Here is a 26,886-nt window from a genome sequence, read left to right as displayed (position 1 = left end):
GTCAGTGTGCGGCGGGCGCGTTGCCCGCTGCGGGTTGTTGTGGGCTCGTCAGGGCGTCCACCACGCGTTCCATCTTCATGAAGCGCGAGCCTTTCGCGAGATACGTTGCGCCGGGTCCGAACCCGGCTTGCTGAAGTGCTTGGATGAGCGCGGTCACGTCGTCGAAATGAACGGCGGTCTGCTTCGACGCTGCTGCACGGAATGCGTTCACTGAATCACGGCTCGCGTCGCCGAGCGCGTACAAAGCGTCGATGCCGCGCTCGGCCGCATACGCGCCGACTTCGCGATGAAACGCCGGTCCTTCTTCGCCGACTTCGCCCATGTCGCCCATCACGAGCACGCGCGGCGATGCCTGCGCCGCGAGCACGTCGATGGCGGCGCGCATGGAATCGGGATTGGAGTTGTAGGTGTCGTCGATGATGGTCGCGCCCGCGAGCGCGCCCAGCACCGCGCGCTTCACTTGCAAGCGGCCCTTCACTGGCTGGAACGCTTCGAGGCCGCGCTTGATGTCGTCCAGCGACACGCCCGCGGCCAGCGCGGCCGCCGTGGCCGCGAGCGAATTGCGCGCGTTGTGTTCGCCGAGCACGGCAAGCGCGATGTCGATGCGGCCTTCCGGCGTGCGCACGTGAACCGTCGCGCCGTCGAGCGTGCCGGTGACTGCCGCCTTCGTTTCGTCGTCGCTCAGCGCGAAGTCCATGATCGGATTGCCCGTGGCCGCGACGCGCCAGATGCTGGCGTAGGGGTCGTCAGCGGGAAACACGGCCGTGCCCGTTTCGCCGAGCGCATGAATGACGGACGCATGTTCGAGCGCGACTGCCTCGACCGTGGCCATGAACTCCTGATGCTCGCGCTGCGCGTTGTTCACGACGGCGACCGTCGGCGCAGCGATCTTGCCGAGCGCGTCCGTCTCGCCGGGATGATTCATGCCGAGCTCGACCACCGCCAGCCGATGCGCCGCGTTCAAGCGAAACAGCGTGAGCGGCAGGCCGATGTCGTTGTTGAAATTGCCCGCAGTCGCGAGCCGCGCGTCTTCGCCGACTGCCGCCGCGAAGATGGACGCGATCATCTCTTTCACCGTCGTCTTGCCGTTGCTGCCGGTGACGGCGACGAGCGGCATGCTGAAGCGCTTGCGCCAGCCGTGCGCCAGCGCACCGAGCGCCGCACGCGTGTCCTTTACCTTGATGACTGGCAGCGGCCAGGCATCCGAATTGCGCACATCGCGCGAGACGATCGCGGCAGCCGCGCCGCTCTTCGCCACCTGATCGAGGAAGTCATGCGCATCGAACCGATCGCCCTTCACCGCGACGAACAGATCGCCCGCCTGCACGGCGCGGCTGTCGGTCACGACGCGTTCGATGGCGATAGCTTCGTCGCCCTGGACGACCGCGCCGGGAATGAGCGCGGCGGCTTCGCGCAAGGTGAACATCGTCATTCGCCGCCTCCGCGTTGTTGCGTGGCACGTGCGGCAAGCGCGAGGCGCGCGTGATCCTGATCCGAGAACGCGCGCTTTTTGCCCATGATTTCCTGCGTGGCCTCGTGTCCTTTTCCGGCGAGCAGTACGACATCTTCGCGCGCCGCCGAGCGCAGCGCCTGCAAAATGGCGCTCGCGCGATCCTCGATGCGCCGCGCCTTCGCGGCGGTCTTCATGCCGGCGGCAATCTGGTCGATGATGGCGAGCGGATCTTCACTGCGCGGGTTGTCGCTCGTGATGACGACCTGATCCGCGAGACGCTCGGCGATTTCGCCCATCAGCGGACGCTTGGTGGCGTCGCGGTCGCCGCCGCAGCCGAACATGCAGACGAGCTCGCCGCCGCGCGCGGCAGCGATCGGGCGCAGCGCGGCCAGCGTTTTCTCGAGCGCGTCGGGCGTGTGTGCGTAGTCGATCACGACGAGCGGTTCATCGTTTTGCAGCCGGCCGCCGAGACGCTCCATGCGACCGTTGACCGATTCGAGCTTCGAGATTCGCGCGAGCGCGGCATCGAACGGAACGCCGACTTCGAGCAACACGCCGAGTACCGCGAGCAGATTGCTCACGTTGAACGCGCCGAGTGTGTTCACTTCGACTTCGGCCTCGCCCCAGTCCGACGAAAGATGAAACGCGGTGCCCGTGGCGATTGCGCGCACGCGGCTCGCGAGCAGCACGGCGTCTGCGCTCGGCGGGGCATCGGCCGGCATGTCGACGGCGTAAGCAATGGTGCGGACCTTGCCGCGCAGCGATTCGATCAGGCGTTGACCGGCGGCATCGTCGCGATTGACGATAGCCGTTTTCAGCGACGGCCACGCGAAAAGACGCGCCTTCGCGGCTTCATACGCCTCGAAGGTGCCGTGGTAGTCGAGATGATCCTGCGTGAGATTCGTGAAGATGCCGATGTCGAAATCCGTGCCGTTCACGCGCCCCTGATGCAGCGCATGCGACGAGACTTCCATCGCGACAGCTTCCGCGCCTTGCGCCTTCAGTTGCGCGAGGCTGCGCTGAAGCTGCGGCGCATCCGGCGTGGTGAAGCCCGTGGACGCGAGCTTGCCTGGCATGCCGATGCCGAGCGTGCCGATGATTGCGCACGGCCGACCGAGCGCGGTCAGCGCCGCGGCGATCCACTGGCTGCACGAGGTCTTGCCGTTGGTGCCCGTCACGCCGACGGTGAGCATCGACGCGCTCGGCTCGCCGTACCACGCGGACGCAATCGAACCGGCGAGCTCGTTGAGCGCGGGCACGGGGAGCGCCTTCGAAGCGTCCGGCTTGCCCGCGAAGCCCTCCGGCTGATACAGCGCGGCGGCCGCGCCTGCGCCGAGCGCGGCGTCGAGATACGGCCGGTTGTCCGCGCCGTCCACGGCATACGCGAGGAACACGTCGCCGCTTTTGAGCGAGCGCGTGTCGGCGTGCAAATCGGCCTCGGGCCGCGCATGTGCGCGCAGCCATTGAACGGCATGTGATACGTCCTTCTGCATCTTGCTTTGACGGGCTTTCGCGCTCATCGCACGACTCCCGGATGTGTCTTCGTGTTGCTCGACACGGCAATCTTCTTCGCCGTGTTCGCGTTGTTCGAACGGTTCGCGCTCGTGGGTTGCGCGGACGCTTGCGTGCCGGTATTCGAATCGTCCGTCACGACCATTTGCTTGACCGGCATGTCCGGCGGCACGTTGAGCGCACGCAGCGTATCGCCCACGATGCCCGAGAACACCGGCCCCGATACCTGTCCGCCGAAGTGGCTGCCCGCCGTCGGTTCGTCGACCGATACGGCCACCACGATGCGCGGATTCGGCATCGGCGCCATGCCGACGAACGACGCGCGGTACTTCGAGTGATCGTAGCCGCGGCCCGCGTGCTTGTACGCCGTGCCGCTCTTGCCGCCGACGCGATAGCCCGGCACCGCGGCATCCGGCGACGTGCCGTTCTTCGACACGACGGTCTCCAGCATTGCGCGAACCTCGCGTGCGGTGGTCGGCGAGAAGATCTGCTGGCCGACCGGCGGCTGATCGCCCGGCGTGCGGAAAATCGAGACAGGCAGAATCGTGCCGTCATGCGCAATGGCGGTGTACGCGCGAGCCAGCTGGAACAGCGACGCCGACAAACCGTAGCCGTAAGACATCGTCGCCTGCTCGATGCGGCGCCAGCTCTTCCACGGCCGCAAACGTCCGGTCACGGCGCCCGGAAAGCCGACCTTCGGCGCCTGCCCGAGACCGAGGCTCGTGTACATGTTCCACATTTCCTCGGGCCGCAATTGCATCGCAATTTTGGTCGCGCCGATATTGCTCGACTTCTGAATCACGCCGCCGACGGTGAGCGTGCCGAAACCGGAGTCGTCCGTGATGCGCGCGCCGTCGAGCACGAAGACGCCGCCGCCCGTTTCCACGAGCGTATTCGGCGTCACGCGGTGCAAGTCGAGCGCGAGCGAAACGGTGAACGGCTTCATGATCGAGCCCGGCTCGAAAGTGTCCGTCAGAATGCGGTTGCGCAACTGCTCGCCGGTCATGCGCGAGCGGTCGTTCGGGTTGTAGGTGGGATAGTTGACGAGCGCGAGCACTTCGCCCGTCTTCACGTCGATTACGATCGCAGCGCCGGCCTTCGCCTTCGTCTTTTCGACGGCCGCTTTGAGGTCCGTGTACGCGATGTACTGAATCTTGCTGTCGATCGAAAGCTCGACGTCCTGGCCGTTATGCGGCACGACCTGTTCGTCGACGTCCTCGACGATATGCCCCATCCGGTCCTTGATGACGCGACGCATGCCCGGCGTGCCGGCCAGCACGCTCTGGTCGCCGAGTTCGACGCCTTCCTGACCCTTGTCTTCAATATTAGTAAAGCCGATCAGGTGTGCGGTGATTTCGCCTTCCGGATAGAAGCGCTTGTATTCACCGCGCGAATAGATGCCCGGAATGTCGAGCGCCGCGACCTTCTGCGCGACTTCGAGCGGAACCTGGCGCTTAACGTAGACGAACGTCTTGTCCATCGACAGTTTCGCGCGCAGGTCCTTTTGCGTCATGTCGAGCAGCTTCGCGAGTTCGGCGAGCTTGTCCGCGCCGAGATCGTTCGGGACGGCTTCGGGAATCGCCCAGATGGCCTTCACCGGCAGGCTCGTGGCGAGCACCAGACCGTTGCGGTCGCGGATCTGGCCGCGCGTGGCCGGCATTTCCAGCGTGCGCTGATAGCGGCTTTCACCCTGCTTCTTGAAGAAAGCGTTGCCGGGGCCCTGAATCCAGAAGGCGCGCGCCGCGAGCGCCACGAACGCCATGAACAGCAGGAACACGACGAACTTCGAGCGCCACATGGGAAGGCGCACGGCGAGAATCGGGTTGGGCGTGTAGGCGACGTCCTTCTGCTTCGCGGATTTCTTCATCGTTTCACTCCGCGTGCGGACGGCGCCGACGCAGGAAGCGGCGGCGGCATGGGCGCATCGGCGGCCTTCGCGGTCGCCGGGTCGTAGGTCAGGTATTGCGTGCGGCCGGTTGTCACGGGCTGCATCTTCAGTGAGTTAGTGGCCAACTGCTCGATGCGCGAAGTCTTCGACAATGCGCTCTGCTGATACTGGAACTGCGCGTAATCCTGTTGAAGCTGGCGCTCCTGCGACTGCGCCCGCTGCAATTCGATGAACACCTGCCGCTGCTTGTTCGTGGCGCTGACGACCGACAGCGCGCACCCGAGCACGACGATCAGGAGAAAAATGTTGAGGCGGTTCATGGCGCGATGCGCTCCGCGATACGCATGACCGCGGACCGGGCGCGCGGGTTGTCGGCGACTTCAGCGTCGCTCGGAAACACGCGGCCGACGATCCGCAGAGGCGGACTCGGCAGATCGACCGCGCGGATCGGCAAACGACGGTCCACCGCCGGCGCGCTCGACTGCGCCTGCATGAACCGCTTGACGATCCGGTCTTCGAGCGAATGAAAGCTGATCACGACCAGCCGCCCCCCTTGCTCCAACAGCGAAAGTGCCGATTCAAGAACTACTTGCAGTTCCGCAAGCTCTTGATTGATGTGAATCCGTATAGCCTGAAAGGTGCGAGTTGCCGGGTCCTTGCCCTTTTCACGGGTCTTGACGACGTGACCCACGATTTCGGCAAGCTCGCGCGTGCTGACGAGAGGCCCAAGACGGTCGGACTCTGCCCGGCGAGCAACAAGCGCCTTTGCAATCTGAAAAGCAAACCGTTCTTCCCCATAATCTCTGATCACCTCCGTCATTTCCTGCACCGTGGCCCGCGCGAGCCACTCGGCCGCCGACTCGCCGCGAGTCGGGTCCATTCTCATGTCGAGCGGACCCTCCGCGCGGAAACTGAAACCGCGCTCGGGGTCGTCCACTTGCGGCGACGACACGCCAAGGTCCAGCAACACGCCCGACACCCGCTCTATCCCGCGCTCGTTCACGGCGCTTCGCAGGGCCGCGAAGCTGTCATGCACGATCGAAAAACGCGGGTCCTGAATCTGTTGCGCCGTGGCGATGGCGAGCGGGTCCTTGTCGAACGCGATCAGCCGCCCTCCTTCGCTCAGCCGCTGCAACACTGCCCGGCTATGACCGCCGCGCCCGAAGGTGCCATCTATATAGATGCCGTCGGCGCGCGTGATCAGTCCGTCTACTGCTTCATTCAGCAGCACCGTGCGATGCTGCAGATCATTTCCCATCGCAGGTGCCATGTTTTTCAGCGCCGCGTCAGAAAGTGAAGTTCTTCAGCGCTTCGGGCATGCCCTGCGCCATGGCTGCGGCTTCCTTCGCCGCGTACGTCTGCGAGTCCCATAATTCGAAGTGAGCGCCCATGCCGAGCAGCGTCACTTCCTTTTCCAGCGAAGCGGCAGCACGAAGCTCGGGCGAGACCAATACGCGCCCGGCGCTATCGAGTTCGACATCCATTGCATTACCGAGAAAAATGCGACGCCACCACATGGCTTCCATGGGAAGCGCGGCGACCTTGGCGCGAAAGACTTCCCACTCCGGGCGCGGAAACAGCAACAGGCATCCATCCGGGCTCTTCGTGAGCGTCACCCGGCCTTCTGCCTGCCCTTGCAGCGCTTCCCGATAGCGGGACGGAACCGACATCCGCCCTTTCGCATCGAGCGTCAGCGCCGACGCCCCTTGGAACACTCGCCCTTCTCCCCGTTTGTCGCTGCCTGACTGTCGATGCCCACCGAGACGCCGCGCATGCCTTGAAACTGCCGAAAAAGTGGTCGCCGATCACACAAACAACCACTTTCTCACACTGTCTCCCACTTTAGAGGAACGTATTTCCTCGGTCAAGACGCGTGGCTTTTTTTCGGGGAGCTTTTACTCGCTAGAACAAGGACTTAGCGAACGTACTTGAGGTGTGTCGGAACGGGAAAAGCGTTTGAAATTAGAGAGCTAGTGATACAAATGAACGTAATGTATGAACATCGTCCACGAAGAGGCGTGAAATGTAACGGTTTCTGCGGGCGCGCTCGGGAGCGCGACCTGTCTTATTCTTCATACATTGGCGTGACGGACGTCAGCGGCTAGACGTAGTACGCCGTGCGCGTCATCACTTTTGCAGCCGCACGCATCATGGCACGCACGGGAAAAGGGATCTCTGCGCCCCCCGCGCCGATGGCGGCCGCCGCATGCGCGCTTTCGTCCTGGCGCATTTGTTCGACGATCGCGCGGGACGCATAGTCCGTTGCCGGTAGCGTCTTCATGTGGCCATCGAGATGTTGCTCGACCTGGCGCTCGGTCTCCGCCATGAAGCCAAGGCTCGCGCGATCGCCGAAACGCCCCGCCACGAAACCGATGGCGAGCGCACCGGCATACCACAGCGGATTAAGCAGACTCGGACGCGAGTCGAGATCCTTCAGACGCTGGGCGGTCCACGCAAGGTGGTCTTCCTCTTCCCGGGCGGCTTGCTCGAAGCTCGCCTTCAGCCCCGGCGATTCAGTCGCGAGCTTCTGGGCCTGATAAAGCGCCTGCGCGCAGACTTCGCCGACATGGTTCACGCGCATCAGGCCGGCCGAGTGAGCCTTCTCTTGCTCCGTGAGTTCCGGCGCTTCGGCAATCACGCCGCCCTCGACGAGGACCGGCGCTCTCGACTCGGGGATGGGCCGAGACATGCGGCTCACTCCGGTCATGGAACGCAAGCCCCGATCGAACTCGCCAATGATTTCATCGAGCGTCATGTTCTCACCTCGTTGTTGGTGTCATCGTTTTCGCGCAACGTCGTCCCGATCGTTAGCAATCCCTATTCTCCCGGTCAGACATGCGAAAACAGCCGTTCGCGCGCGCCATTTTTTGTAATTAGGGCAAACACGAGTCGCAAAACTGCTGCAAAACCAGGATTTTAGCGCATGTTGCGTAAACGTCACACGTCGTCAAAGGCGCGCTCCCTTTTCCTTTGTGTGAAAAGTCGTGTTTGTTACATTACGTGTCACCTTCGAAAAGAAGACCCCGGCAGGGACCGTCAACACACTGGCGCTAGAACAGTGACCTTGCCAAACAAGTCGCAAAAACACTCCTTGGAGATCTAATCAATGAAAAAGTCGCTTCTCGCTTTGGCAGCATTGGGCGTCTTCGCTGGCGCCGCACATGCGCAGAGCAGCGTGACGCTGTACGGCATCATCGACGCTGGCTTCCTGTATTCGAACAACAGCGGCGGTCACAAGCAGTATGCAATGAGCAGCGGCAACGTGCAGGGTAGCCGTTGGGGCCTGCGCGGCACGGAAGATCTGGGCGGCGGTCTGAAGGCGCTCTTCGTGTTGGAGAACGGCTTCAACGTGTTCAACGGCCAACTGGCCCAGGGCGGCGACATGTTCGGCCGTCAAGCGTACGTCGGCCTGTCGACGGCGCAGTTCGGCACGGTCACGCTGGGTCGCCAGTACGACTCCGTGGTCGATTTCACGGGCGCATTCGAAGTCGGCAGCCAGTGGGCGACGTACTTCGGCGCACACCCGGGCGACCTCGACAACATGAACAACTCGAACCGCGTGAACAACGCGATCAAGTTCACGAGCGCCAATTACGCAGGCTTCACGTTCGGCGGTCTGTATAGCCTCGGCGGCCAGGCAGGCCAGTTCAACCGCAACCAGATCTGGTCGGTTGGTCTCGGCTACTCGCAGGGTCCTCTGCAGTTGGGCGCAGGTTACTTGAACGTCAAGGACCCGAACTACTCGTTCTTCGGCAACAACGCAAACTCGCGCACGGCCACGGCGACGCCTACGACATCGAACTTCCCAAACAGCCGCGTGTACTCGGGCTTCGCTTCGGCTCACACGCAGCAAGTGATCTCCGCGGGCGCCGCCTACACGTTCGGCGCAGCTACGGTCGGCGCGACGTATAGCAACACGCAGTTCAAGGATGTCGGCCGAGACGCCGGCGCAGGTCTGAACCCGTTCGGTTACACGGGCGGATCGGGCAAGTTCCACAACGCCGAAGTCAACTTCAAGTACCAGCTGACGCCGGCGCTTTTGCTGGGCGCGGCTTACGACTACACGAAGGGGTACGGCCTGAGCAATGCCAAGTACCACCAGGGCATGCTCGGCGCGGACTACTTCCTGTCGAAGCGCACGGACGTGTATGTGGACGGTGTCTATCAGCACGCTTCGGGTACGGACTCGACGAAGGCCGCCGCAGTCGCGAGCATCAACGGCCTGTCGCCGTCGTCGACGTCGAACCAGGTTGCAGCGCTGGTCGGTATCCGCCACAAGTTCTAAGAAGCTCGTAACGAAGCGGTATCGGTTGAAAGGCGCCTTCGGGCGCCTTTTTTTCATGCGGCAATGCCGCGAAGTGCCATAAGAAAAAAGCCTCCGCGTCTTTGCGGACGCGAAGGCTCGTATCAGTTCGAGAGGTGCGCTTAAACCGTGCCGTCGCGCAGTTCCCGACGCAGGATTTTGCCGACGTTGCTCTTCGGCAAGTCCTTGCGAAACTCGATGATGCGCGGCCGCTTGTAGCCCGTCAGCCGTTCCTTGCAGTACGCAATCACGTCGGCCTCGGTCAGGTTATCGTCCTTGCGCACGATGAAGAGTTTCACCGCCTCGCCCGAATTCTTGTCTTTCACGCCGACTGCCGCCACTTCGAATACGCCCGGCAGCATCGCCACGACATCCTCGATTTCATTCGGATACACGTTGAAGCCCGAAACAAGGATCATGTCCTTCTTGCGATCGACGATCTTCACGTAGCCACGCTCGTCGAAAACGCCGACATCGCCGGAGCGGAAGAAGCCATCGGGCGTCATGACCTTGGCCGTTTCGTCAGGACGATTCCAGTATCCGGCCATGACCTGCGGCCCCTTGATGCAAATCTCGCCCGCCTGGCCGAGCGGCACTTCGTTGTTGTCGTCATCGCGGATCGACACTTCGGTGGACGGCAACGGCAAGCCGATCGTGCCGGTGTACTCGGTCGCCGTCACGGGGTTGCACGTCACGCACGGCGAAGTCTCCGACAAGCCGTACCCTTCGACGATAGGCACGCCCGTGACCGCAAACCAGCGTTTTGCGACCGATTCCTGTACCGCCATGCCGCCGCCATTCGCCGCGATCAGCTTGGAGAAATCGAGCTTCGAGAAATCGGGATGGTTGAGCAACGCGTTGTACAGCGTGTTGACCGCCGGGAACGTGTTGATCGGAATGCCCTTCAATTCCTTGATGGTTCCCGCTATATCGCGCGGGTTAGGAATCAGGACGCCGAGCCCGCCCGTGCGGATGGTGAGCATGCCGCACACCGTCAGCGCGAAGATGTGATACAGCGGCAAGGCCACGACGCAGACGAACTGGTCGATATCGGGCCGTCGTTGGCGCGCGGGCTCGAGCCACACTTCCGATTGCAATACGTTCGCAATCAGATTGCGGTGCGTCAGCGTCGCGCCCTTAGCGACGCCGGTGGTGCCGCCGGTATATTGAAGGAAGGCGACGTCGTCGGGCGTTTGCGCAACCGGCTGGAGCGCACGGCCGCCGCCTTCGGCGATGGCATCGTTGAAGCGCACGCTGCCCGGCAGACTCCATTCGGGCACCAGCTTCTTGACTTTGCGAACGACGAAATTGACCAGCAGGCCTTTCACGCCCATGAGGTCGCCCATCGCTGCAACGACGACATGTTTGATCGCCGTGTTCTTGACGACCGCTTCCAGCGTGTTCGCGAAGTTTTCCAGAATGACGATGGCTTCCGCGCCGCTGTCGCGAAGCTGGTGTTCCAGTTCGCGCGGCGTATAGAGCGGGTTCACGTTCACGACGATATACCCCGCGCGCAGCACGGCCGCGATGGCGACCGGATATTGCAGCACGTTCGGCATCATCAGCGCGACGCGCGCACCGCGTTTCAATCCCTTGCTCTGGAACCATGCGGCGAGCTTTTTCGACATGTCGTCGAGTTCGCCGTACGTGATGGCTTGTCCCATGCACAGGAACGCGCGACGGTCCCGGTTATTGCGAAAACTGTCTTCGAGCAGCTGCGAAACCGACCGGTACGCCGACGCGTCGATTTCCGCGGGTACGCCGGCCGGATACGATTTCAGCCAGAGTTTCTCCATACGGCGTCTCCTTTATTTGATTTTCGAATGGTCGTGCGGAAACAGGATGCTAGCCGCTTGCTTCGGTTCCGACAATCCGGTTAGACGCCGCATTTCAGACCGTTTCCGATCTGTTCTTTCCAAACTTCTCAATGCAATGACTCCACTTCGACCAGGCAATCGTAGAACGTCGCCGATCCCCCGAGATCGGTCAAAGCCTGGCTTGTTACCTGATTGGCGTTGCAGCCATCGGGGGACAACTTCTTCCACCAGATCGACAAGCCGACGACGACGCCTTCGCGCGCCCGGTCCGTCACACGCGCACGCGCCTGCATCGACCCGCGATCGTTGAAAATGCGCACCAGTGCGCCGTCAGTGATGCCGCGCGCGTCGGCGTCCGCCGGATGGATATCCAGATGCGGCTCCTGCTCCGTCGCGCGCAGGCTTTCGATGTTCACGAAGCTGCTGTTCAAAAAGTTGCGCGCGGGCGGCGAGATCATCGCGAGCGGATAGCGGGCTGCAAGCTCCGGCGCCGCTTCCGCCGACTCGTAGGGCGGCAGGTAATCCGGCAGCGGATCAAGGCCCTCGCGAGCAAGACGCTCGCTATAGAACTCGCACTTCCCCGACGGCGTGCGAAACCCGCCTTGCGCGAGCGGCGCGTCGGGCAGGTCGAGTTCGAGCCAGCGCGACGCCTTGAGTGCTTCCCAACCGCGGCCTTTCAGCGTGGGATCGTCCCAGCGGAAGGCTTTCGACGCGATCTGTTCGTCTGTTTCGAAGAGCGCCGGCTCGGTGAGGTTCATCGCGCGCGCGAGGCCGCGGAAGAAATCGGTGTTCGTACGCGATTCGCCCACCGGTGCAATAGCGGGCAGATTCGCCATGACGTGCGTGTGGCCGTACGACTTGTGCACGTCGAGGTGCTCGAGCTGGGTGGTCGCCGGGAAAATCAGGTCGGCGTAATCGGCTGTGTCCGTCTGGAAATGTTCGAGAACGATGGTGAACAAGTCCTCGCGAGCGAAACCGGCCGCGACTTTCGCCGAATCCGGCGCAACGGCGACCGGGTTCGAGTTGTAGACGATGACAGCTTCGATCTTGGGTCCGAATGCTGCGTCGCCCGGATGAAGCAAGGCATCGCCAATTGCGTTCATGTTGATGCTGCGCGGCAGCTTGTTCGGCCAACCCGGCAACAGATTGGGGCGTTCGAGCGCGGCGTTGTCGACCGGCGCCCATCCGGACGACGACAGCAACAGACCGCCCGAGCGTTCGCGCCATGCGCCCGTCAACGAAGGCAGACACGCGACGGCGCGCACGGCGTTGCCACCGCCGCGCACGCGCTGCATGCCGTAGTTCAGGCGAATCGCGGCTTTGCGGGTCGAGCCGAACGCCCGCGCTAAATCGACGACTGTCTGCTCCTCGATGCCGCAAATGGATGCCACCCGCGACGGCGAGTATTGCGCGGCACGCGTTGCGAGTTCCTCGAAACCGAGCGTGTGCTTGGCGATGTATTCGTGATCCAGCAGGTCCTCGCGGATCAGCACGTGAATCATGCCGAGCGCGAGCGCGGCATCGGTACCGGGCCGCAGCGCGATGTGTTGATGACACTTTTCAGCGGTCAGCGACCGGTACGGATCGATTGCGATCAGCTTCGCGCCGCGTCGCTTCGCCTCCTGGGCGCGCGTCCAGAAATGCAGGCTCGACGCGATCGGGTTCGCCCCCCAGATCAGGGTCAGCTCGCTTTCCTCGAAGAATTCGACGTGCATGCCGATGCCCGCGCCGTACGTATAGCGCAGCCCGGCCGCGCCGGCTGCCGCGCAGATTGTCCGGTCCAGACGCGACGCGCCGAGCACATTGAAGAATCGCGCGGCGATGCTTTCGCCTTGGACGAGGCCCATCGTGCCGGCGTAGCTGTACGGAAGAATCGCTTCGGGCGCGCGCTGCGCAATCGGCTTCAGGCGCTCGGCGGCGATGCGCAGCCCCGCTTCCCAACTAATCGGCTCGAAACGATTCGAACCCTTCGGTCCGACGCGAATCAGCGGTGTCAGCAGGCGCTCTTTATGGTGCGTTCGCTCGGCGTATCGCGTGACCTTCGTGCAGAGAACACCTTGTGTCGGCGGATGATCCGGGTCGCCGCTGACCTTGACTGCGCGGCCGTCCTTTACGGTCACGCGCATCGCGCAGGTATCGGGGCAATCGTGCGGGCAAACGGCTCGGGCGAACTCGGCGGGTGCGTTCATCGGATGGTCCGGTCAATCGGGCAAAGGCGGCAGATGCCAGAATTCTATTACGCCCGCTATGCGACCGACCGCCCGATCCGTCAAATAGTGGCGGCGTAGAATCAACGAGCGGTAGACAACACTGGCATTCCGAGTTCAAACGAGCGAGCGGTTCAAATGAATCTGATCCCAGAAATCGAAGCATCTCACGATGAAATTCAAGCCCTCCGACGAACAATCCATGCTCATCCCGAACTGCGCTACGAAGAGGTAGGGACTGCGAAGCTGGTGGCGGAAAACCTCGAAACTTGGGGTATCACCGTTCATCGAGGGGTGGGAAAGACGGGCGTTGTCGGCGTGTTGAAGCGCGGGTCGGGCGGAGCCTCCATCGGGCTTCGCGCAGACATGGACGCGCTGCCAATTCAGGAAATCAACAGCTTCAGCCATAAATCGACGAATGCCGGACGAATGCACGCGTGCGGTCACGACGGACACACGGCGATGCTTTTGGGCGCGGCCAAGTATCTGGCGGAACGCGGCCAATTTGACGGTACGGTGGTGTTCATCTTTCAGCCGGCTGAGGAAGGCGGAGCTGGCGCGAAGGCCATGATCGACGATGGACTATTCACGCGCTTTCCAGTGGACGCCGTTTTCGGCATCCACAACTGGCCGGGCATGCCAGCAGGCCACTTTGGCGTGACGGAAGGACCGATCATGGCGTCGAGCAACGAATTTCGCATCACTATTCGCGGTGTCGGTTCTCACGCCGCGTTGCCGCATAACGGGCGGGACCCGGTGTTTAGCGCGGTCCAAATTGCGAATGCGTTGCAAGGAATCATTACGCGCAACAAGAAGCCGCTCGATACTGCGGTGCTTTCCATCACGCAGATTCACGCGGGCGATGCGGTCAATGTGGTTCCCGACCATGCGTGGCTTGGCGGAACGGTGCGTACTTTCACCGTGGACACGCTGGATTTGATCGAGACGCGGATGCGGAAAATCGCTGAAGCGACGGCTTCGGCTTACGACTGCGTAGCCGACGTGCATTTCCGCCGGAATTATCCGCCGACCATCAATGATCCGGTACAGACGAAGTTTTCCGCAGAGGTGATGGCGGAGGTGGTGGGCGAAAAGAATGTCGATCGCTCTGTCGAGCCGACGATGGGCGCAGAGGATTTCTCGTTCATGCTGCTGGAGAAGCCCGGCTGCTATGCGTTTCTCGGTAACGGCGATGGTGCGCATCGTGAGCACGGACACGGCGAAGGCCCGTGCATGCTGCACAACGCGAGCTACGACTTCAACGACGCGCTGCTATCCGTCGGTTCTTCGTATTGGGTACGGCTCGCCGAGAGGTTCTTGGCGCGTTGATTTTCGAAAGCCCAACGCAAAAACCCCACCTTTTTGGGGTGGGGTTTTTGTTTTGGCATGAGGAGCCTGACGATTACCTACTTTCACACGGGCAATCCGCACTATCATCGGCGTGGAGTCGTTTCACGGTCCTGTTCGGGATGGGAAGGGGTGGGACCGACTCGCTATGGTCATCAGGCATGAGGGGATGTCGTCTCGCGTTTGGGGCGCGACGACCAATCGGGGAAGAAGTAGTAGTGAATTCGGGTGGCGATTGTCGCACACGCTGTTACTCGACCAGTGGCACCTGCTAATGGGGTGATGTAAAACACACTGGTTATAGGATCAAGCCTTACGGGCAATTAGTATCAGTTAGCTCAATGCATTACTGCACTTACACACCTGACCTATCAACGTCCTGGTCTGGAACGACCCTTCAAGGGGCTCGAAGCCCCGGGGATATCTCATCTTAAGGCGAGTTTCCCGCTTAGATGCTTTCAGCGGTTATCTCTTCCGAACATAGCTACCCGGCGATGCCACTGGCGTGACAACCGGTACACCAGAGGTTCGTCCACTCCGGTCCTCTCGTACTAGGAGCAGCCCCCTTCAAATATCCAACGCCCACGGCAGATAGGGACCAAACTGTCTCACGACGTTTTAAACCCAGCTCACGTACCTCTTTAAATGGCGAACAGCCATACCCTTGGGACCGGCTACAGCCCCAGGATGAGATGAGCCGACATCGAGGTGCCAAACACCGCCGTCGATATGAACTCTTGGGCGGTATCAGCCTGTTATCCCCAGAGTACCTTTTATCCGTTGAGCGATGGCCCTTCCATACAGAACCACCGGATCACTATGACCTGCTTTCGCACCTGCTCGACTTGTCGGTCTCGCAGTTAAGCACGCTTATGCCATTGCACTATCAGCACGATTTCCGACCGTACCTAGCGTACCTTCGTACTCCTCCGTTACGCTTTGGGAGGAGACCGCCCCAGTCAAACTGCCTACCATGCACTGTCCCCGATCCGGATCACGGACCAAGGTTAGAACCTCAAACAAACCAGGGTGGTATTTCAAGGACGGCTCCACCGAAACTGGCGTTCCGGTTTCATAGCCTCCCACCTATCCTACACAGATCGGTTCAAAGTCCAATGCAAAGCTACAGTAAAGGTTCATGGGGTCTTTCCGTCTAGCCGCGGGGAGATTGCATCATCACAAACACTTCAACTTCGCTGAGTCTCGGGAGGAGACAGTGTGGCCATCGTTACGCCATTCGTGCAGGTCGGAACTTACCCGACAAGGAATTTCGCTACCTTAGGACCGTTATAGTTACGGCCGCCGTTTACCGGGACTTCAATCAAGAGCTTGCACCCCATCATTTAATCTTCCGGCACCGGGCAGGCGTCACACCCTATACGTCCACTTTCGTGTTTGCAGAGTGCTGTGTTTTTATTAAACAGTCGCAGCCACCAGTTTATTGCAACCTCGTCACCCTTCTGGCGCAGGCCAGTCAAGCTACAGAGGCGTACCTTATCCCGAAGTTACGGTACCAATTTGCCGAGTTCCTTCTCCCGAGTTCTCTCAAGCGCCTTAGAATACTCATCTCGCCCACCTGTGTCGGTTTGCGGTACGGTCATCGTTAGACTGAAGCTTAGAGGCTTTTCTTGGAACCACTTCCAATTGCTTCGTGACCGAAGTCACTCGCGCCACACCCTTGAATTGCGTGCCCGGATTTGCCTAAGCACCTTCTCCAATGCAGCGACCGGGACGTCCAACACCCGGACAACCTTCCGCGATCCGTCCCCCCATCGCATCTAACAATGGTGCAGGAATATTGACCTGCTTCCCATCAGCTACGCATTTCTGCCTCGCCTTAGGGGCCGACTCACCCTACGCCGATGAACGTTGCGTAGGAAACCTTGGGCTTACGGCGAGGGGGCTTTTCACCCCCTTTATCGCTACTCATGTCAGCATTCGCACTTCCGATACCTCCAGCACGCTTTTCAACGCACCTTCGCAGGCTTACGGAACGCTCTCCTACCATGCGTGTAAAACACGCATCCGCAGCTTCGGTGACTGGCTTGAGCCCCGTTACATCTTCCGCGCAGGACGACTCGATCAGTGAGCTATTACGCTTTCTTTAAAGGGTGGCTGCTTCTAAGCCAACCTCCTGACTGTTTTAGCCTTCCCACTTCGTTTCCCACTTAGCCAATCTTTGGGACCTTAGCTGGCGGTCTGGGTTGTTTCCCTCTTGACACCGGACGTTAGCACCCGATGTCTGTCTCCCGTGATTGCACTCTTCGGTATTCGGAGTTTGCTATGGCGTAGTAATCCGCAATGGACCCCACAACCATGACAGTGCTCTACCCCCGAAGGTGATACACGAGGCACTACCTAAATAGTTTTCGGAGAGAACCAGCTATTTCCAAGTTTGTTTAGCCTTTCACCCCTATCCACAGCTCATCCCCTAACTTTTCAACGTTAGTGGGTTCGGTCCTCCAGTACGTGTTACCGCACCTTCAACCTGGCCATGGATAGATCACTTGGTTTCGGGTCTACGCCCAGCAACTGATCGCCCTATTCGGACTCGCTTTCGCTACGCCTGCCTTAATCAGTTAAGCTCGCTACTGAACGTAAGTCGCTGACCCATTATACAAAAGGTACGCCGTCACCCCTTGCGAGGCTCCGACTGTTTGTATGCATGCGGTTTCAGGATCTATTTCACTCCCCTCCCGGGGTTCTTTTCGCCTTTCCCTCACGGTACTGGTTCACTATCGGTCGATCACGAGTATTTAGCCTTGGAGGATGGTCCCCCCATCTTCAGACAGGATTTCACGTGTCGCGCCCTACTTGTCGTACCCCTAGTTCTTTCATACTGTTTTCGCTTACAGGGCTATCACCTGCTATGGCCGCACTTTCCAGAGCGTTCAGCTAACAATACAAATAAAGAGTACAGGCTCTTCCCATTTCGCTCGCCACTACTTTGGGAATCTCGGTTGATTTCTTTTCCTGCGGTTACTTAGATGTTTCAGTTCACCGCGTTCGCTTCGCTAGACCTATGTATTCAGTCTAGGATGACCCATACGGGCCGGGTTTCCCCATTCGGACATCTTCGGATCAATGCTCGTTTGCCAGCTCCCCGAAGCTTTTCGCAGGCTACCGCGTCCTTCATCGCCTGTGATCGCCAAGGCATCCACCACATGCACTTGTTCGCTTGACCCTATAACGAGTGTGTCTCGCGACACCTCTGTCATAGGCTGAGTATTCGCGTTGTGCCGCATTCCAAGTCATCATTAAGATCACTTTTCATACTTGATACAATCACTACCCTGACTACCCTACTCACACCCATCTCTAAGTGCTTTCAGATAATCTCTTTACTACTTCTTCCTGATTGTTAAAGAACGTTTAGCCGATAGGTGTCTTGCAATACCTACAGCATCAACTGGCTATCAATCGCCAATGCAAAAGACTTCGCGCCGAAGCATTTTGCATTGAAGATTGGTGGAGGATGACGGGATCGAACCGACGACCCCCTGCTTGCAAAGCAGGTGCTCTCCCAGCTGAGCTAATCCCCCGGTATGGTGGGTCTGGTTGGATTCGAACCAACGACCCCCGCCTTATCAAGACGGTGCTCTAACCGACTGAGCTACAGACCCTTAGCCTGTTTCTAAACCACAGCCGATAAGCGTGAGCGCTTAACTTGGCGTGCGAAGCTCGAGAAAGGAGGTGATCCAGCCGCACCTTCCGATACGGCTACCTTGTTACGACTTCACCCCAGTCATGAATCCCACCGTGGTAAGCGCCCTCCTTGCGGTTAGGCTACCTACTTCTGGTGAAACCCACTCCCATGGTGTGACGGGCGGTGTGTACAAGACCCGGGAACGTATTCACCGCGGCATGCTGATCCGCGATTACTAGCGATTCCAGCTTCACGCAGTCGAGTTGCAGACTGCGATCCGGACTACGATCGGTTTTCTGGGATTGGCTCCACCTCGCGGCTTGGCAACCCTCTGTTCCGACCATTGTATGACGTGTGAAGCCCTACCCATAAGGGCCATGAGGACTTGACGTCATCCCCACCTTCCTCCGGTTTGTCACCGGCAGTCTCCTTAGAGTGCTCTTGCGTAGCAACTAAGGACAAGGGTTGCGCTCGTTGCGGGACTTAACCCAACATCTCACGACACGAGCTGACGACAGCCATGCAGCACCTGTGCGCCGGTTCTCTTTCGAGCACGTCCACCTCTCAGCAGACTTCCGACCATGTCAAGGGTAGGTAAGGTTTTTCGCGTTGCATCGAATTAATCCACATCATCCACCGCTTGTGCGGGTCCCCGTCAATTCCTTTGAGTTTTAATCTTGCGACCGTACTCCCCAGGCGGTCAACTTCACGCGTTAGCTACGTTACTAAGGAAATGAATCCCCAACAACTAGTTGACATCGTTTAGGGCGTGGACTACCAGGGTATCTAATCCTGTTTGCTCCCCACGCTTTCGTGCATGAGCGTCAGTGTTGGCCCAGGAGGCTGCCTTCGCCATCGGTATTCCTCCACATCTCTACGCATTTCACTGCTACACGTGGAATTCTACCTCCCTCTGCCACACTCAAAGCCTGCCAGTCACCAATGCAGTTCCCAGGTTAAGCCCGGGGATTTCACATCGGTCTTAACAGACCGCCTGCGCACGCTTTACGCCCAGTAATTCCGATTAACGCTCGCACCCTACGTATTACCGCGGCTGCTGGCACGTAGTTAGCCGGTGCTTATTCTTCCGGTACCGTCATCCTCCATCCATATTAGGGACGAAGTTTTCTTTCCGGACAAAAGTGCTTTACAACCCGAAGGCCTTCTTCACACACGCGGCATTGCTGGATCAGGGTTGCCCCCATTGTCCAAAATTCCCCACTGCTGCCTCCCGTAGGAGTCTGGGCCGTGTCTCAGTCCCAGTGTGGCTGGTCGTCCTCTCAGACCAGCTACAGATCGTCGCCTTGGTAGGCCTTTACCCCACCAACTAGCTAATCTGCCATCGGCCGCCCCTACAGCGCGAGGTCCGAAGATCCCCCGCTTTCCTCCGTAGATCGTATGCGGTATTAATCCGGCTTTCGCCGGGCTATCCCCCACTACAGGACACGTTCCGATGTATTACTCACCCGTTCGCCACTCGCCGCCAGGCCGAAGCCCGCGCTGCCGTCCGACTTGCATGTGTAAGGCATGCCGCCAGCGTTCAATCTGAGCCAGGATCAAACTCTTCAGTTCAATGCCTGTTACTGTTTTCGGTTCCGTTAAGAACCGGTCGCTCACTCAACGTACTGACGATGATTAATCCGTCTTTCGACAGATAAACCTTCCTCTGATACTTCGTGTGAGACTCTTGATACTTTTGCTTATGCTGCGATTCCGAAGAACCACAACCGCACTCGCCATCAAGCGCCCACACTTATCGGCTGTTAGTTTTTAAAGAGCAATCCGCCAAGACTTCCTGCTTCGCCGCACCAAGAACTTCTCTCAGCACCGCTTCGTCTTGCGTCGCTGCATCAGCAGCAGAGAAACGAGATTATGCACGTCGTTTCGGTCAGTGTCAACAAGTTTTTGAAGCATTTCACTCGTCAACCGCGCCTGGGGTCCTTTCCAAGCTCACTGCCAAACCGCCACTCCCGCTTCCTTCGCGTTCAATGAATCGCGAAGGAACGGAATTCTAGTGAGTGGCCCGGCAATACGCAAGGCCTGCGCGAAAAAAAGCTATCGATGCTTGAACACCGGCTTGCGCTTCTCGACGAAGGCCGACATTCCCTCCTTCTGATCCTCTGTAGCAAAGAGCGAATGGAATAAACGCCGTTCGAAGTTGACGCCTTCAGCGAGCGTGGTCTCATAGGCGCGGTTGACCGATTCTTTGGCCATCATGACAGCCGGCAAAGAAAAGCCTGCGATAATCGTCGCCGCCTCGACAGCTTCTTCCAGCAACCGATCCGCACCCACCACGCGCGACACGAGTCCTGCCCGCTCAGCTTCCGCGGCGTCCATCATCCGGGCCGTCAGACACATATCCATCGCCTTTGCCTTCGATACAGCGCGCGGCAGCCGCTGCGTGCCGCCCGCTCCCGGAATCACGCCGAGCTTGATCTCGGGTTGGCCGAACTTCGCGGAGTCCGCGGCAATGATGATGTCGCACATCATGGCCAGCTCGCAGCCGCCGCCCAACGCAAACCCGGCCACCGCCGCGATGATCGGTTTGCGGATCGACCGGATGGTTTCCCAATTGCGTGTGATGTAGTCGCCCTTATAAACGTCCATATACGAATAGCCGGCCATCATGCCGATGTCCGCGCCCGCCGCAAACGCCTTCTCACTGCCGGTCAGCACAATCGCACCGATGTCGTCCTCGGCGTCGAACGACTTCAAGGCCGCGCCGAGTTCGTCCATCAGGGCATCGTTCAGCGCGTTCAGCGCCTTGGGACGATTGAGCGTGATCAGTCCGACCCGCCCGCGTGTCTCGACAAGCAGATTCTCGTAAGTCATGTACTCCTCCTAGCGATCTTCAGGTAAGCCCTAATGAAAAGACCTCGTCTCCGCCATCTCGATGATGCTAACATCACCAACCAACCGGTCGGTTAATTAATCCGATTGAATTGCCCTTCACATCCGTTCTCGCGACCATGACACATCCGTTATTCACTAAGCACCAGGCGATGCTCGACCACGGCCTCTCTGCCATCGAAACGCGCGGTTACTGGAGCCCATTCGCTGAAATGCCGAGTCCCAAAGTGTACGGGGAAACGGCCGCCGGGGACGGAGAAGCGGCTTTCAAGGCGCACCTCGGCAAGACTTTCGAACTGGACCAACCGTCGACCGGCGAGACCGTAGGCAAAGAGCAGTCGCCCTTCGGCATCGCGCTCGACGTGCGCTATCCGAAGGCGGATCCCGACGTGCTCATTCAGGCCTCTGCCGAAGCGCAGACCGGATGGCGCGCCGCCGGGCAGGAGGCGTGGGTCGGCGTGAGCCTCGAGATCCTGTCACGTCTGAACCGCGCGAGCTTCGAGATTGGCTACAGCGTGATGCACACCACCGGACAAGCCTTCATGATGGCGTTCCAAGCGGGCGGTCCGCACGCTCAAGACCGCGCGCTCGAGGCCGTGGTCTACGCGTGGGATCAACTTCGCCGGATTCCTGCCGAAGCGCACTGGGAAAAGCCGCAGGGCAAGAATCCGCCGCTCGCCATGCTGAAGCGTTACACCGTGGTACCTCGCGGTACGGGGCTGGTGCTTGGCTGCTGCACGTTCCCGACGTGGAACGGCTACCCCGGCCTTTTCGCCGATCTCGCCACCGGTAACGCCGTCATCGTCAAACCGCATCCCGGCGCGATACTGCCGCTGGCCATCACCGTCCGCATTGCCCGCGAGGTACTCAGCGAAGCCGGCTTCGATCCGAATGTGGTCACGCTGTTCCCTACCGATCCGGACGACGGCGCGCTCGTGCAAGAACTGGCTGTGCGCCCCGAGATCAAGCTCATCGATTTCACCGGTAGCACGCACAATGGCACGTGGCTCGAACGCCATGCGCATCAGGCTCAAGTCTTCACCGAGAAGGCGGGCGTCAATCAGATCGTCATCGATTCCGTCGACGACATCAAAGCCGCCGCGCGCAACATCGCGTTCTCGCTCGCGCTCTACTCCGGGCAGATGTGCACCGCGCCGCAGAACATCTACGTGCCGCGCGACGGCATCCGCACGGCGGACGGCCGCATGAGCTTTGACGACGTCGCCAGGTCACTCGTCGGCGCGGTCGAGAAGCTGACGTCCGATGCTGCGCGCGCCGTCGAGTTGACCGGCGCGATCCAGAACGAAGGCGTCGTCGCACGCATCGCCGAGGCGCGCGATCTTGGCGAAGTACTGCTCGATAGCCGTACCCTCGCCCATCCGCTTTTCCCGGACGCGCGCGTCCACACGCCGTTGATGCTCAAGCTGGACGCGCGCTCCGACGAAGCGAAGTTCACGAAGGAATGGTTCGGCCCTATCTCTTTCGTCATCGCTACCGATTCGACCGCCCACTCGCTCCATCTGGCCGGTTCGATTGCCCAGCAGCACGGCGCCCTTACGTTGTCCGTCTACAGCACCGAAAACGCCGTGATCGACGCGGCGCACGAAGCCGCAATTCGCGGCGGCGTCCCGCTCTCGATCAATCTCACGGGTGGCGTGTTCATCAATCAGTCGGCGGCCTTTTCGGACTTCCACGGCACAGGCGCAAACCCGGCCGCCAACGCGGCGCTGGCGGATGCCGCGTTCGTCGCCAACCGCTTTCGCGTGGTTCAGAGTCGGGTTCATGTTGCTCCGAAAACGGCATCGGCGGAAGCTGGCCAAACGGCATAGGCAAAAGCGACGGCACGCGAAATCGTGCAATCGGCTTATGCCATTCGGCCTAATGGAAAGCGGCGCGTCGCCCGTCTAGTATCGTCGGTGAGTAATCAACGGGGTCCGCCGTTTCAAGGAGATGCCATGTCAGAGAAGTCGGTCCTGTTCCACATCGACGGCGACACGCGTGTTGCGACCATCACGCTGAATCGTCCGGACAAGCTGAACAGCTTCACGCGCGAGATGCATGGTCATCTCAGCCACGCACTGACGGAGATAGAGGCGAGCAACGCGCGCGCCGTCGTGATCACGGGTGCGGGGCGCGGCTTTTGTGCGGGACAGGACCTCGCCGACCTGGACTTCACGCCCGGGTCGATGTCCGACCTTGGCGAGTTGATCGACGCGCACTTCAATCCGCTCGTGCGCCGTCTTCAGGCGATGTCACTGCCCGTCATCGCCGCCGTCAACGGTACCGCAGCAGGCGCGGGCGCGAATCTCGCAATGGCGTGCGATCTCGTCATCGCCGCGCGCTCGGCGAACTTCATACAGGCGTTCGTGAAGATCGGCCTCGTCCCCGATTCAGGCGGGACGTGGCTCTTGCCGCGCCGCGTCGGGGAAGCGCGTGCGCTCGGGCTTGCGCTCACTGGCGGGAAGCTGAGCGCGGAGAAAGCCGAAGCATGGGGCATCGTATGGCGCGTGGTTGAAGACGGCGAATTGCAGCAGGCAGCCGCGCAACTGGCGGCACAACTCGCGCAACAGCCGGCGCGTGCAGTCGCCGCGATCAAGCAACTGATGCGCGCAAGCGCTAACAACACGTTCGACGCCCAGCTCGACCTCGAACGCGACGTCCAGCGCCAACTCGGCGCATCGCCCGACTATGTGGAAGGCGTCGCGGCATTCAAAGAGAAGCGCGCACCGCGCGTCGAAGGCCTGTGATAACTCAGTACCGGAGAACCGTGTGACGCCTCAGCAACTCGCCGAAGCCACCGCCAAGGCCATGTACGAAGCGGACGCCTGTTCGCGCGCGCTCGGCATCGAACTGGTGGAAGTGCGCCCCGGCTATGCACGCTTGCAAATGAACATCCGCCCCGATTTCCTCAACGGTCACGCGATCTGTCACGGCGGACTGATCTTCACGCTTGCAGATTCCGCGTTCGCTTTCGCGTGCAACTCGTACAACGTCAGCACCGTGGCGGCGGGATGCACGATCGAGTTCCTGCGGCCCGTGCAGGTCGACGACCGGCTGACGGCGGAGGCGGTGGAGCAGACGATGAGCGGACGTACCGGCATCTACGATATTCGCGTGACCAACCGCGCGAACGAAACGGTGGCGATGTTTCGCGGCAAGTCGGCACAAATCAAGGGAACCGTAATTCCGGTCTGACGGGCACCCAACCGCACTGCGCCAGACAGCGAGCATGAAGGAGACACTGATGACCACGACATTGCCGCTCGACCCTATCGAAAAGGCGAGCCGCGACGAACTCGTCGCGCTGCAACTGGAACGCCTCAAGTGGACGCTGAAGCACGCTTACGAGAACTCGCCGGTCTACCGTCGCAAGTTCGACGAGGCGGGCGTGCATCCGGATGAGGTCAAGTCGCTTGCCGATCTCGCGCGCTTTCCATTCACGACGAAGAAAGACCTCCGCGACAACTATCCGTTCGGCATGTTCTCGGTGCCGCAGGAGCGCGTCGCACGCATTCACGCATCATCGGGAACCACGGGTAAGCCGACCGTGGTCGGCTACACGGCGAAGGATATCGACACCTGGGCGAATGTCGTCGCTCGCTCCATTCGCGCGGCGGGCGCGCGTCGCGGCGACAAAGTGCATGTCAGTTACGGCTACGGTTTGTTTACCGGCGGTCTCGGCGCGCATTACGGTGCCGAGCGTGCCGGACTGACGGTGATTCCGTTCGGCGGCGGGCAGACCGAGAAGCAGGTGCAGCTGATTCAGGACTTCCGGCCCGACATCATCATGGTCACGCCGAGCTACATGCTTTCGATCGCGGATGAACTGGAACGGCAAGGCGTTGATCCGGCGAGTTGTTCGCTGCGCGTCGGCATTTTCGGCGCGGAGCCGTGGACGAACGACATGCGTCGCGCGATCGAGCAACGCATGAGTATTGATGCCGTCGACATTTACGGGCTTTCGGAAGTCATGGGGCCGGGCGTGGCGTCGGAATGCGCGGAAACGAAGGACGGTCCGACGATCTGGGAAGATCACTTCTACCCGGAAATCATTGATCCAGAAACGGGCGAAGTGCTGCCCGATGGCGAATTCGGCGAACTCGTGTTCACGTCGCTCACGAAGGAAGCGTTGCCGATCATCCGCTATCGCACACGCGATCTGACGCGCCTGTTGCGGGGCACCGCCCGCACGATGCGCCGCATGGAAAAGATCACCGGCCGCTCGGACGACATGATGATCGTGCGCGGCGTCAACGTCTTCCCGACGCAAATCGAGGAATTGCTCCTGAAGCGCCCGGTGCTGGCGCCGCACTATCAGATCGTGCTGACGAAGGACGGCCCGCTCGACGTTCTGACGCTCAATTGCGAGCCGTGTCCCGAATCGGCGCCGGATACCGTCGCACTGGAAAGCGCGAAGACCGCGCTCGCCTACGACATCAAGGCGCTCATCGGCGTGAGCGCGGTCGTGAACGTGCTTGCGGTCAATGGCATCGAACGGTCGGTCGGGAAGGCGCGGCGTGTGGTCGACAAGCGCAATGCCAGACCGTGAGCGTCCTTTGAATCAGGAATTCGGCATGAGCAGCCACATCCGGCCGCCCTGCTTCATGCGGCCGGCGAGATCGCCCGCGCCGTCGCCGAGGCCCCAGAAGTAGTCCGCGCGCACGCCGCCCTTGATTGCCGTGCCGGTGTCCTGCGCGAACACGAGGCGGTTCATCGGCTGGTTGCTGAGCGGTCGCGTGGTCTGCAGGAACACCGGCGTTCCGAGCGGAATCGCTGAAGGATCGACTGCGATCGAACGTTCGGGCGTGAGCGGCACGCCGAGCGCGCCGACAGGGCCATCGCCCAAGCTCGCGGTCATCACGTCGTTCGCGGGCATTTCGCGGAAAAACACGAAGCGCGGGTTCACATCGAGCAACGCATCGACGCGCGCCGGGTTTGCCTTCGCCCAGGCCTTGATACCTTGCATCGTCGCCTGTGCGGGCGTCAGTTCCCCGCGGTCGAGCAGCTCCTTGCCGATGGACCGGTACGGCTGATTGTTCGTCCCGCCGAAGCCGACGCGCATGACGCTGCCGTCTTCCATCACGATGCGCCCCGAACCCTGGACTTGCAAGAAGAACGCTTCAATCGGGTCGTCCACCCAGACGAGTTCGTTGCCGTTGAGCGCGCCGGAGCGTTCGAGTTGCGCGCGCGCCGGGAGCGCGGAGCCAGGCTTGTACCGATACGGCCAGCGATACAGCGCGTACTGATACGGACCATGACGCGTTCGTGAACCGCGCAGCAGCGGCTCGTAGTAGCCGGTCACGAGACCGTCAACCGTGCCATCCGTATTGGCTAGCTGAAACGGCGTGAAGTAGGTCTCGAAGAAGCTGCGCGCCGCCGACATATCGAGATCGTCGAGACTTTGCGCTGCCGCGCACGCCTTCTGCCAGCCCGGCTGACGCGCCAACCGGCTGCAATTCTGCCGCAGCGCGGCGGTCGCTCCGATCAACGTGTCGTCCTGCCAGCCGGGAACCTGCTGCCAACTCACCGCCGTCAGCCGCGAGGACGCACGCTGTCCGGTCGTGATGGGCGTGCCGCCTGCCGTGGTGGGGCCCGGCTTAACATAACTGCCGCCGCCGCACGAGGCGAGCAGCACGGCCGTTGCAATCGACGCGGCCCAGGCCGCTCCTCGTGCGGCGCGTGGCGCTAACCGCATACAATGCTCGTTCTTGATGGGAACCGCCATGTCTGATCTGTTCGACGAATATCCAATGCTGATTTTCGCGCTCGAGGCGCTCGTGGCGCTTGGACTACTGATTTTCATCGTCGCGTGGACGGCTTCGGGTAAAAAGAAGCACCAGAACCGCGCGAACGATTCAGCCAA

At 60.7% G+C, this 26,886-nt stretch carries 17 protein-coding genes, 2 tRNA genes and 3 rRNA genes; 6 read left to right on the top strand and 16 right to left on the bottom strand.

The annotated features are described in order from the left end of the window. Position 1 precedes the first annotated feature (1 nt). The 7 genes from murF to coq7 all read right to left on the bottom strand — a co-directional run bounded on the left by murF (position 2) and on the right by coq7 (position 7,608). Positions 2 to 1,432 (bottom strand): UDP-N-acetylmuramoyl-tripeptide--D-alanyl-D-alanine ligase, encoded by a 1,431-nt coding sequence (gene murF / locus P9239_RS06500; RefSeq protein ID WP_309749711.1) that lies wholly within the window; start codon positions 1,430 to 1,432, stop codon positions 2 to 4. Next, complete coding sequence (locus P9239_RS06495) at positions 1,429 to 2,973, bottom strand: UDP-N-acetylmuramoyl-L-alanyl-D-glutamate--2,6-diaminopimelate ligase (protein ID WP_309749710.1); 1,545 nt, start codon at positions 2,971 to 2,973, stop codon at positions 1,429 to 1,431. The genes murF and P9239_RS06495 overlap by 4 nt, the downstream gene beginning before the upstream one ends. After that, a complete protein-coding gene (locus P9239_RS06490) occupies positions 2,970 to 4,832 on the bottom strand; it encodes a penicillin-binding protein 2 (RefSeq protein ID WP_309749709.1) in 1,863 nt (620 codons plus the stop codon). The genes P9239_RS06495 and P9239_RS06490 overlap by 4 nt, the downstream gene beginning before the upstream one ends. Then, complete coding sequence (ftsL, locus tag P9239_RS06485) at positions 4,829 to 5,173, bottom strand: cell division protein FtsL (protein WP_250473118.1); 345 nt, start codon at positions 5,171 to 5,173, stop codon at positions 4,829 to 4,831. Before ftsL ends, P9239_RS06490 begins: the two co-directional genes overlap by 4 nt. Continuing rightward, positions 5,170 to 6,123: a 16S rRNA (cytosine(1402)-N(4))-methyltransferase RsmH gene (gene rsmH, locus P9239_RS06480; protein ID WP_309749708.1), complete on the bottom strand. Its 954-nt coding sequence runs from the start codon at positions 6,121 to 6,123 to the stop codon at positions 5,170 to 5,172. Before rsmH ends, ftsL begins: the two co-directional genes overlap by 4 nt. A gap of 16 nt (positions 6,124 to 6,139) precedes the next feature. Then, complete coding sequence (gene mraZ, locus P9239_RS06475; protein ID WP_061121473.1) at positions 6,140 to 6,568, bottom strand: division/cell wall cluster transcriptional repressor MraZ; 429 nt, start codon at positions 6,566 to 6,568, stop codon at positions 6,140 to 6,142. A 386-nt stretch (positions 6,569 to 6,954) separates the two neighbouring features. Then, complete coding sequence (coq7, locus tag P9239_RS06470) at positions 6,955 to 7,608, bottom strand: 2-polyprenyl-3-methyl-6-methoxy-1,4-benzoquinone monooxygenase (RefSeq protein WP_309749706.1); 654 nt, start codon at positions 7,606 to 7,608, stop codon at positions 6,955 to 6,957. Between the two features lie 351 nt (positions 7,609 to 7,959). On the opposite strand from coq7, the gene P9239_RS06465 reads away from it, so the two are divergent. Continuing rightward, on the top strand, positions 7,960 to 9,138 hold the full coding sequence (locus P9239_RS06465; RefSeq protein WP_309749705.1) for a porin: 1,179 nt from the start codon (positions 7,960 to 7,962) through the stop codon (positions 9,136 to 9,138). 140 nt (positions 9,139 to 9,278) lie between these two features. On the opposite strand, the gene P9239_RS06460 is transcribed toward P9239_RS06465, so the two are convergent. Together P9239_RS06460 and P9239_RS06455 are read right to left on the bottom strand one after the other, a co-directional pair. After that, positions 9,279 to 10,952 carry a long-chain fatty acid--CoA ligase gene (locus P9239_RS06460; protein ID WP_309749704.1) on the bottom strand — a complete coding sequence of 558 codons (1,674 nt, stop codon included), beginning with the start codon at positions 10,950 to 10,952 and terminating at the stop codon, positions 9,279 to 9,281. A 128-nt stretch (positions 10,953 to 11,080) separates the two neighbouring features. Next, positions 11,081 to 13,162: a molybdopterin oxidoreductase family protein gene (locus P9239_RS06455; RefSeq protein WP_309749703.1), complete on the bottom strand. Its 2,082-nt coding sequence runs from the start codon at positions 13,160 to 13,162 to the stop codon at positions 11,081 to 11,083. A gap of 156 nt (positions 13,163 to 13,318) precedes the next feature. On the opposite strand from P9239_RS06455, the gene P9239_RS06450 reads away from it, so the two are divergent. Then, positions 13,319 to 14,509 carry a M20 aminoacylase family protein gene (locus tag P9239_RS06450; protein WP_309749702.1) on the top strand — a complete coding sequence of 397 codons (1,191 nt, stop codon included), beginning with the start codon at positions 13,319 to 13,321 and terminating at the stop codon, positions 14,507 to 14,509. Between the two features lie 64 nt (positions 14,510 to 14,573). On the opposite strand, the gene rrf is transcribed toward P9239_RS06450, so the two are convergent. The 6 genes from rrf to P9239_RS06420 form a co-directional block, all read right to left on the bottom strand. After that, positions 14,574 to 14,687: ribosomal RNA gene (gene rrf, locus P9239_RS06445) — 5S ribosomal RNA — on the bottom strand. 142 nt (positions 14,688 to 14,829) lie between these two features. Continuing rightward, positions 14,830 to 17,711 (bottom strand): 23S ribosomal RNA (locus P9239_RS06440). Between the two features lie 282 nt (positions 17,712 to 17,993). Next, positions 17,994 to 18,069 (bottom strand) — tRNA-Ala (locus tag P9239_RS06435). Between the two features lie 4 nt (positions 18,070 to 18,073). Beyond that, positions 18,074 to 18,150 (bottom strand) — tRNA-Ile (locus tag P9239_RS06430). 63 nt (positions 18,151 to 18,213) lie between these two features. Next, positions 18,214 to 19,745, bottom strand: a 16S ribosomal RNA gene (locus P9239_RS06425). The 16S, 23S and 5S rRNA genes sit together here with 2 tRNA genes alongside, the layout of an rRNA operon. A gap of 483 nt (positions 19,746 to 20,228) precedes the next feature. Continuing rightward, positions 20,229 to 21,005, bottom strand: coding sequence for an enoyl-CoA hydratase (locus tag P9239_RS06420; RefSeq protein WP_309749701.1), 777 nt, complete (start codon positions 21,003 to 21,005; stop codon positions 20,229 to 20,231). A gap of 137 nt (positions 21,006 to 21,142) precedes the next feature. Between P9239_RS06420 and paaN the strand changes: the two genes are divergently transcribed. The 4 genes from paaN (at position 21,143) to paaK (ending at position 25,572) form a co-directional block, all read left to right on the top strand. Beyond that, positions 21,143 to 22,852, top strand: a complete 1,710-nt coding sequence (paaN, locus tag P9239_RS06415) for a phenylacetic acid degradation protein PaaN (RefSeq protein WP_309749700.1) — start codon at positions 21,143 to 21,145, stop codon at positions 22,850 to 22,852. A gap of 126 nt (positions 22,853 to 22,978) precedes the next feature. After that, a complete protein-coding gene (paaG, locus tag P9239_RS06410) occupies positions 22,979 to 23,770 on the top strand; it encodes a 2-(1,2-epoxy-1,2-dihydrophenyl)acetyl-CoA isomerase PaaG (protein WP_309749699.1) in 792 nt (263 codons plus the stop codon). A gap of 61 nt (positions 23,771 to 23,831) precedes the next feature. Beyond that, positions 23,832 to 24,218, top strand: a complete 387-nt coding sequence (paaI, locus tag P9239_RS06405; protein ID WP_309753916.1) for a hydroxyphenylacetyl-CoA thioesterase PaaI — start codon at positions 23,832 to 23,834, stop codon at positions 24,216 to 24,218. A gap of 49 nt (positions 24,219 to 24,267) precedes the next feature. Beyond that, on the top strand, positions 24,268 to 25,572 hold the full coding sequence (gene paaK / locus P9239_RS06400) for a phenylacetate--CoA ligase PaaK (RefSeq protein ID WP_309749698.1): 1,305 nt from the start codon (positions 24,268 to 24,270) through the stop codon (positions 25,570 to 25,572). Between the two features lie 12 nt (positions 25,573 to 25,584). Here the strand turns inward: paaK and P9239_RS06395 are convergent, their stop codons facing one another. Further along, complete coding sequence (locus tag P9239_RS06395; RefSeq protein WP_309749697.1) at positions 25,585 to 26,826, bottom strand: MltA domain-containing protein; 1,242 nt, start codon at positions 26,824 to 26,826, stop codon at positions 25,585 to 25,587. Positions 26,827 to 26,886 lie beyond the last annotated feature (60 nt).

It is taken from the genome of Caballeronia sp. LZ062, assembly GCF_031450785.1.
In the GTDB taxonomy this organism is placed as follows: Bacteria; Pseudomonadota; Gammaproteobacteria; order Burkholderiales; family Burkholderiaceae; genus Caballeronia.
The sequence above is the reverse complement of the archived record's forward strand: the minus strand, read 5'-3'. Positions and strand labels throughout refer to the sequence as shown.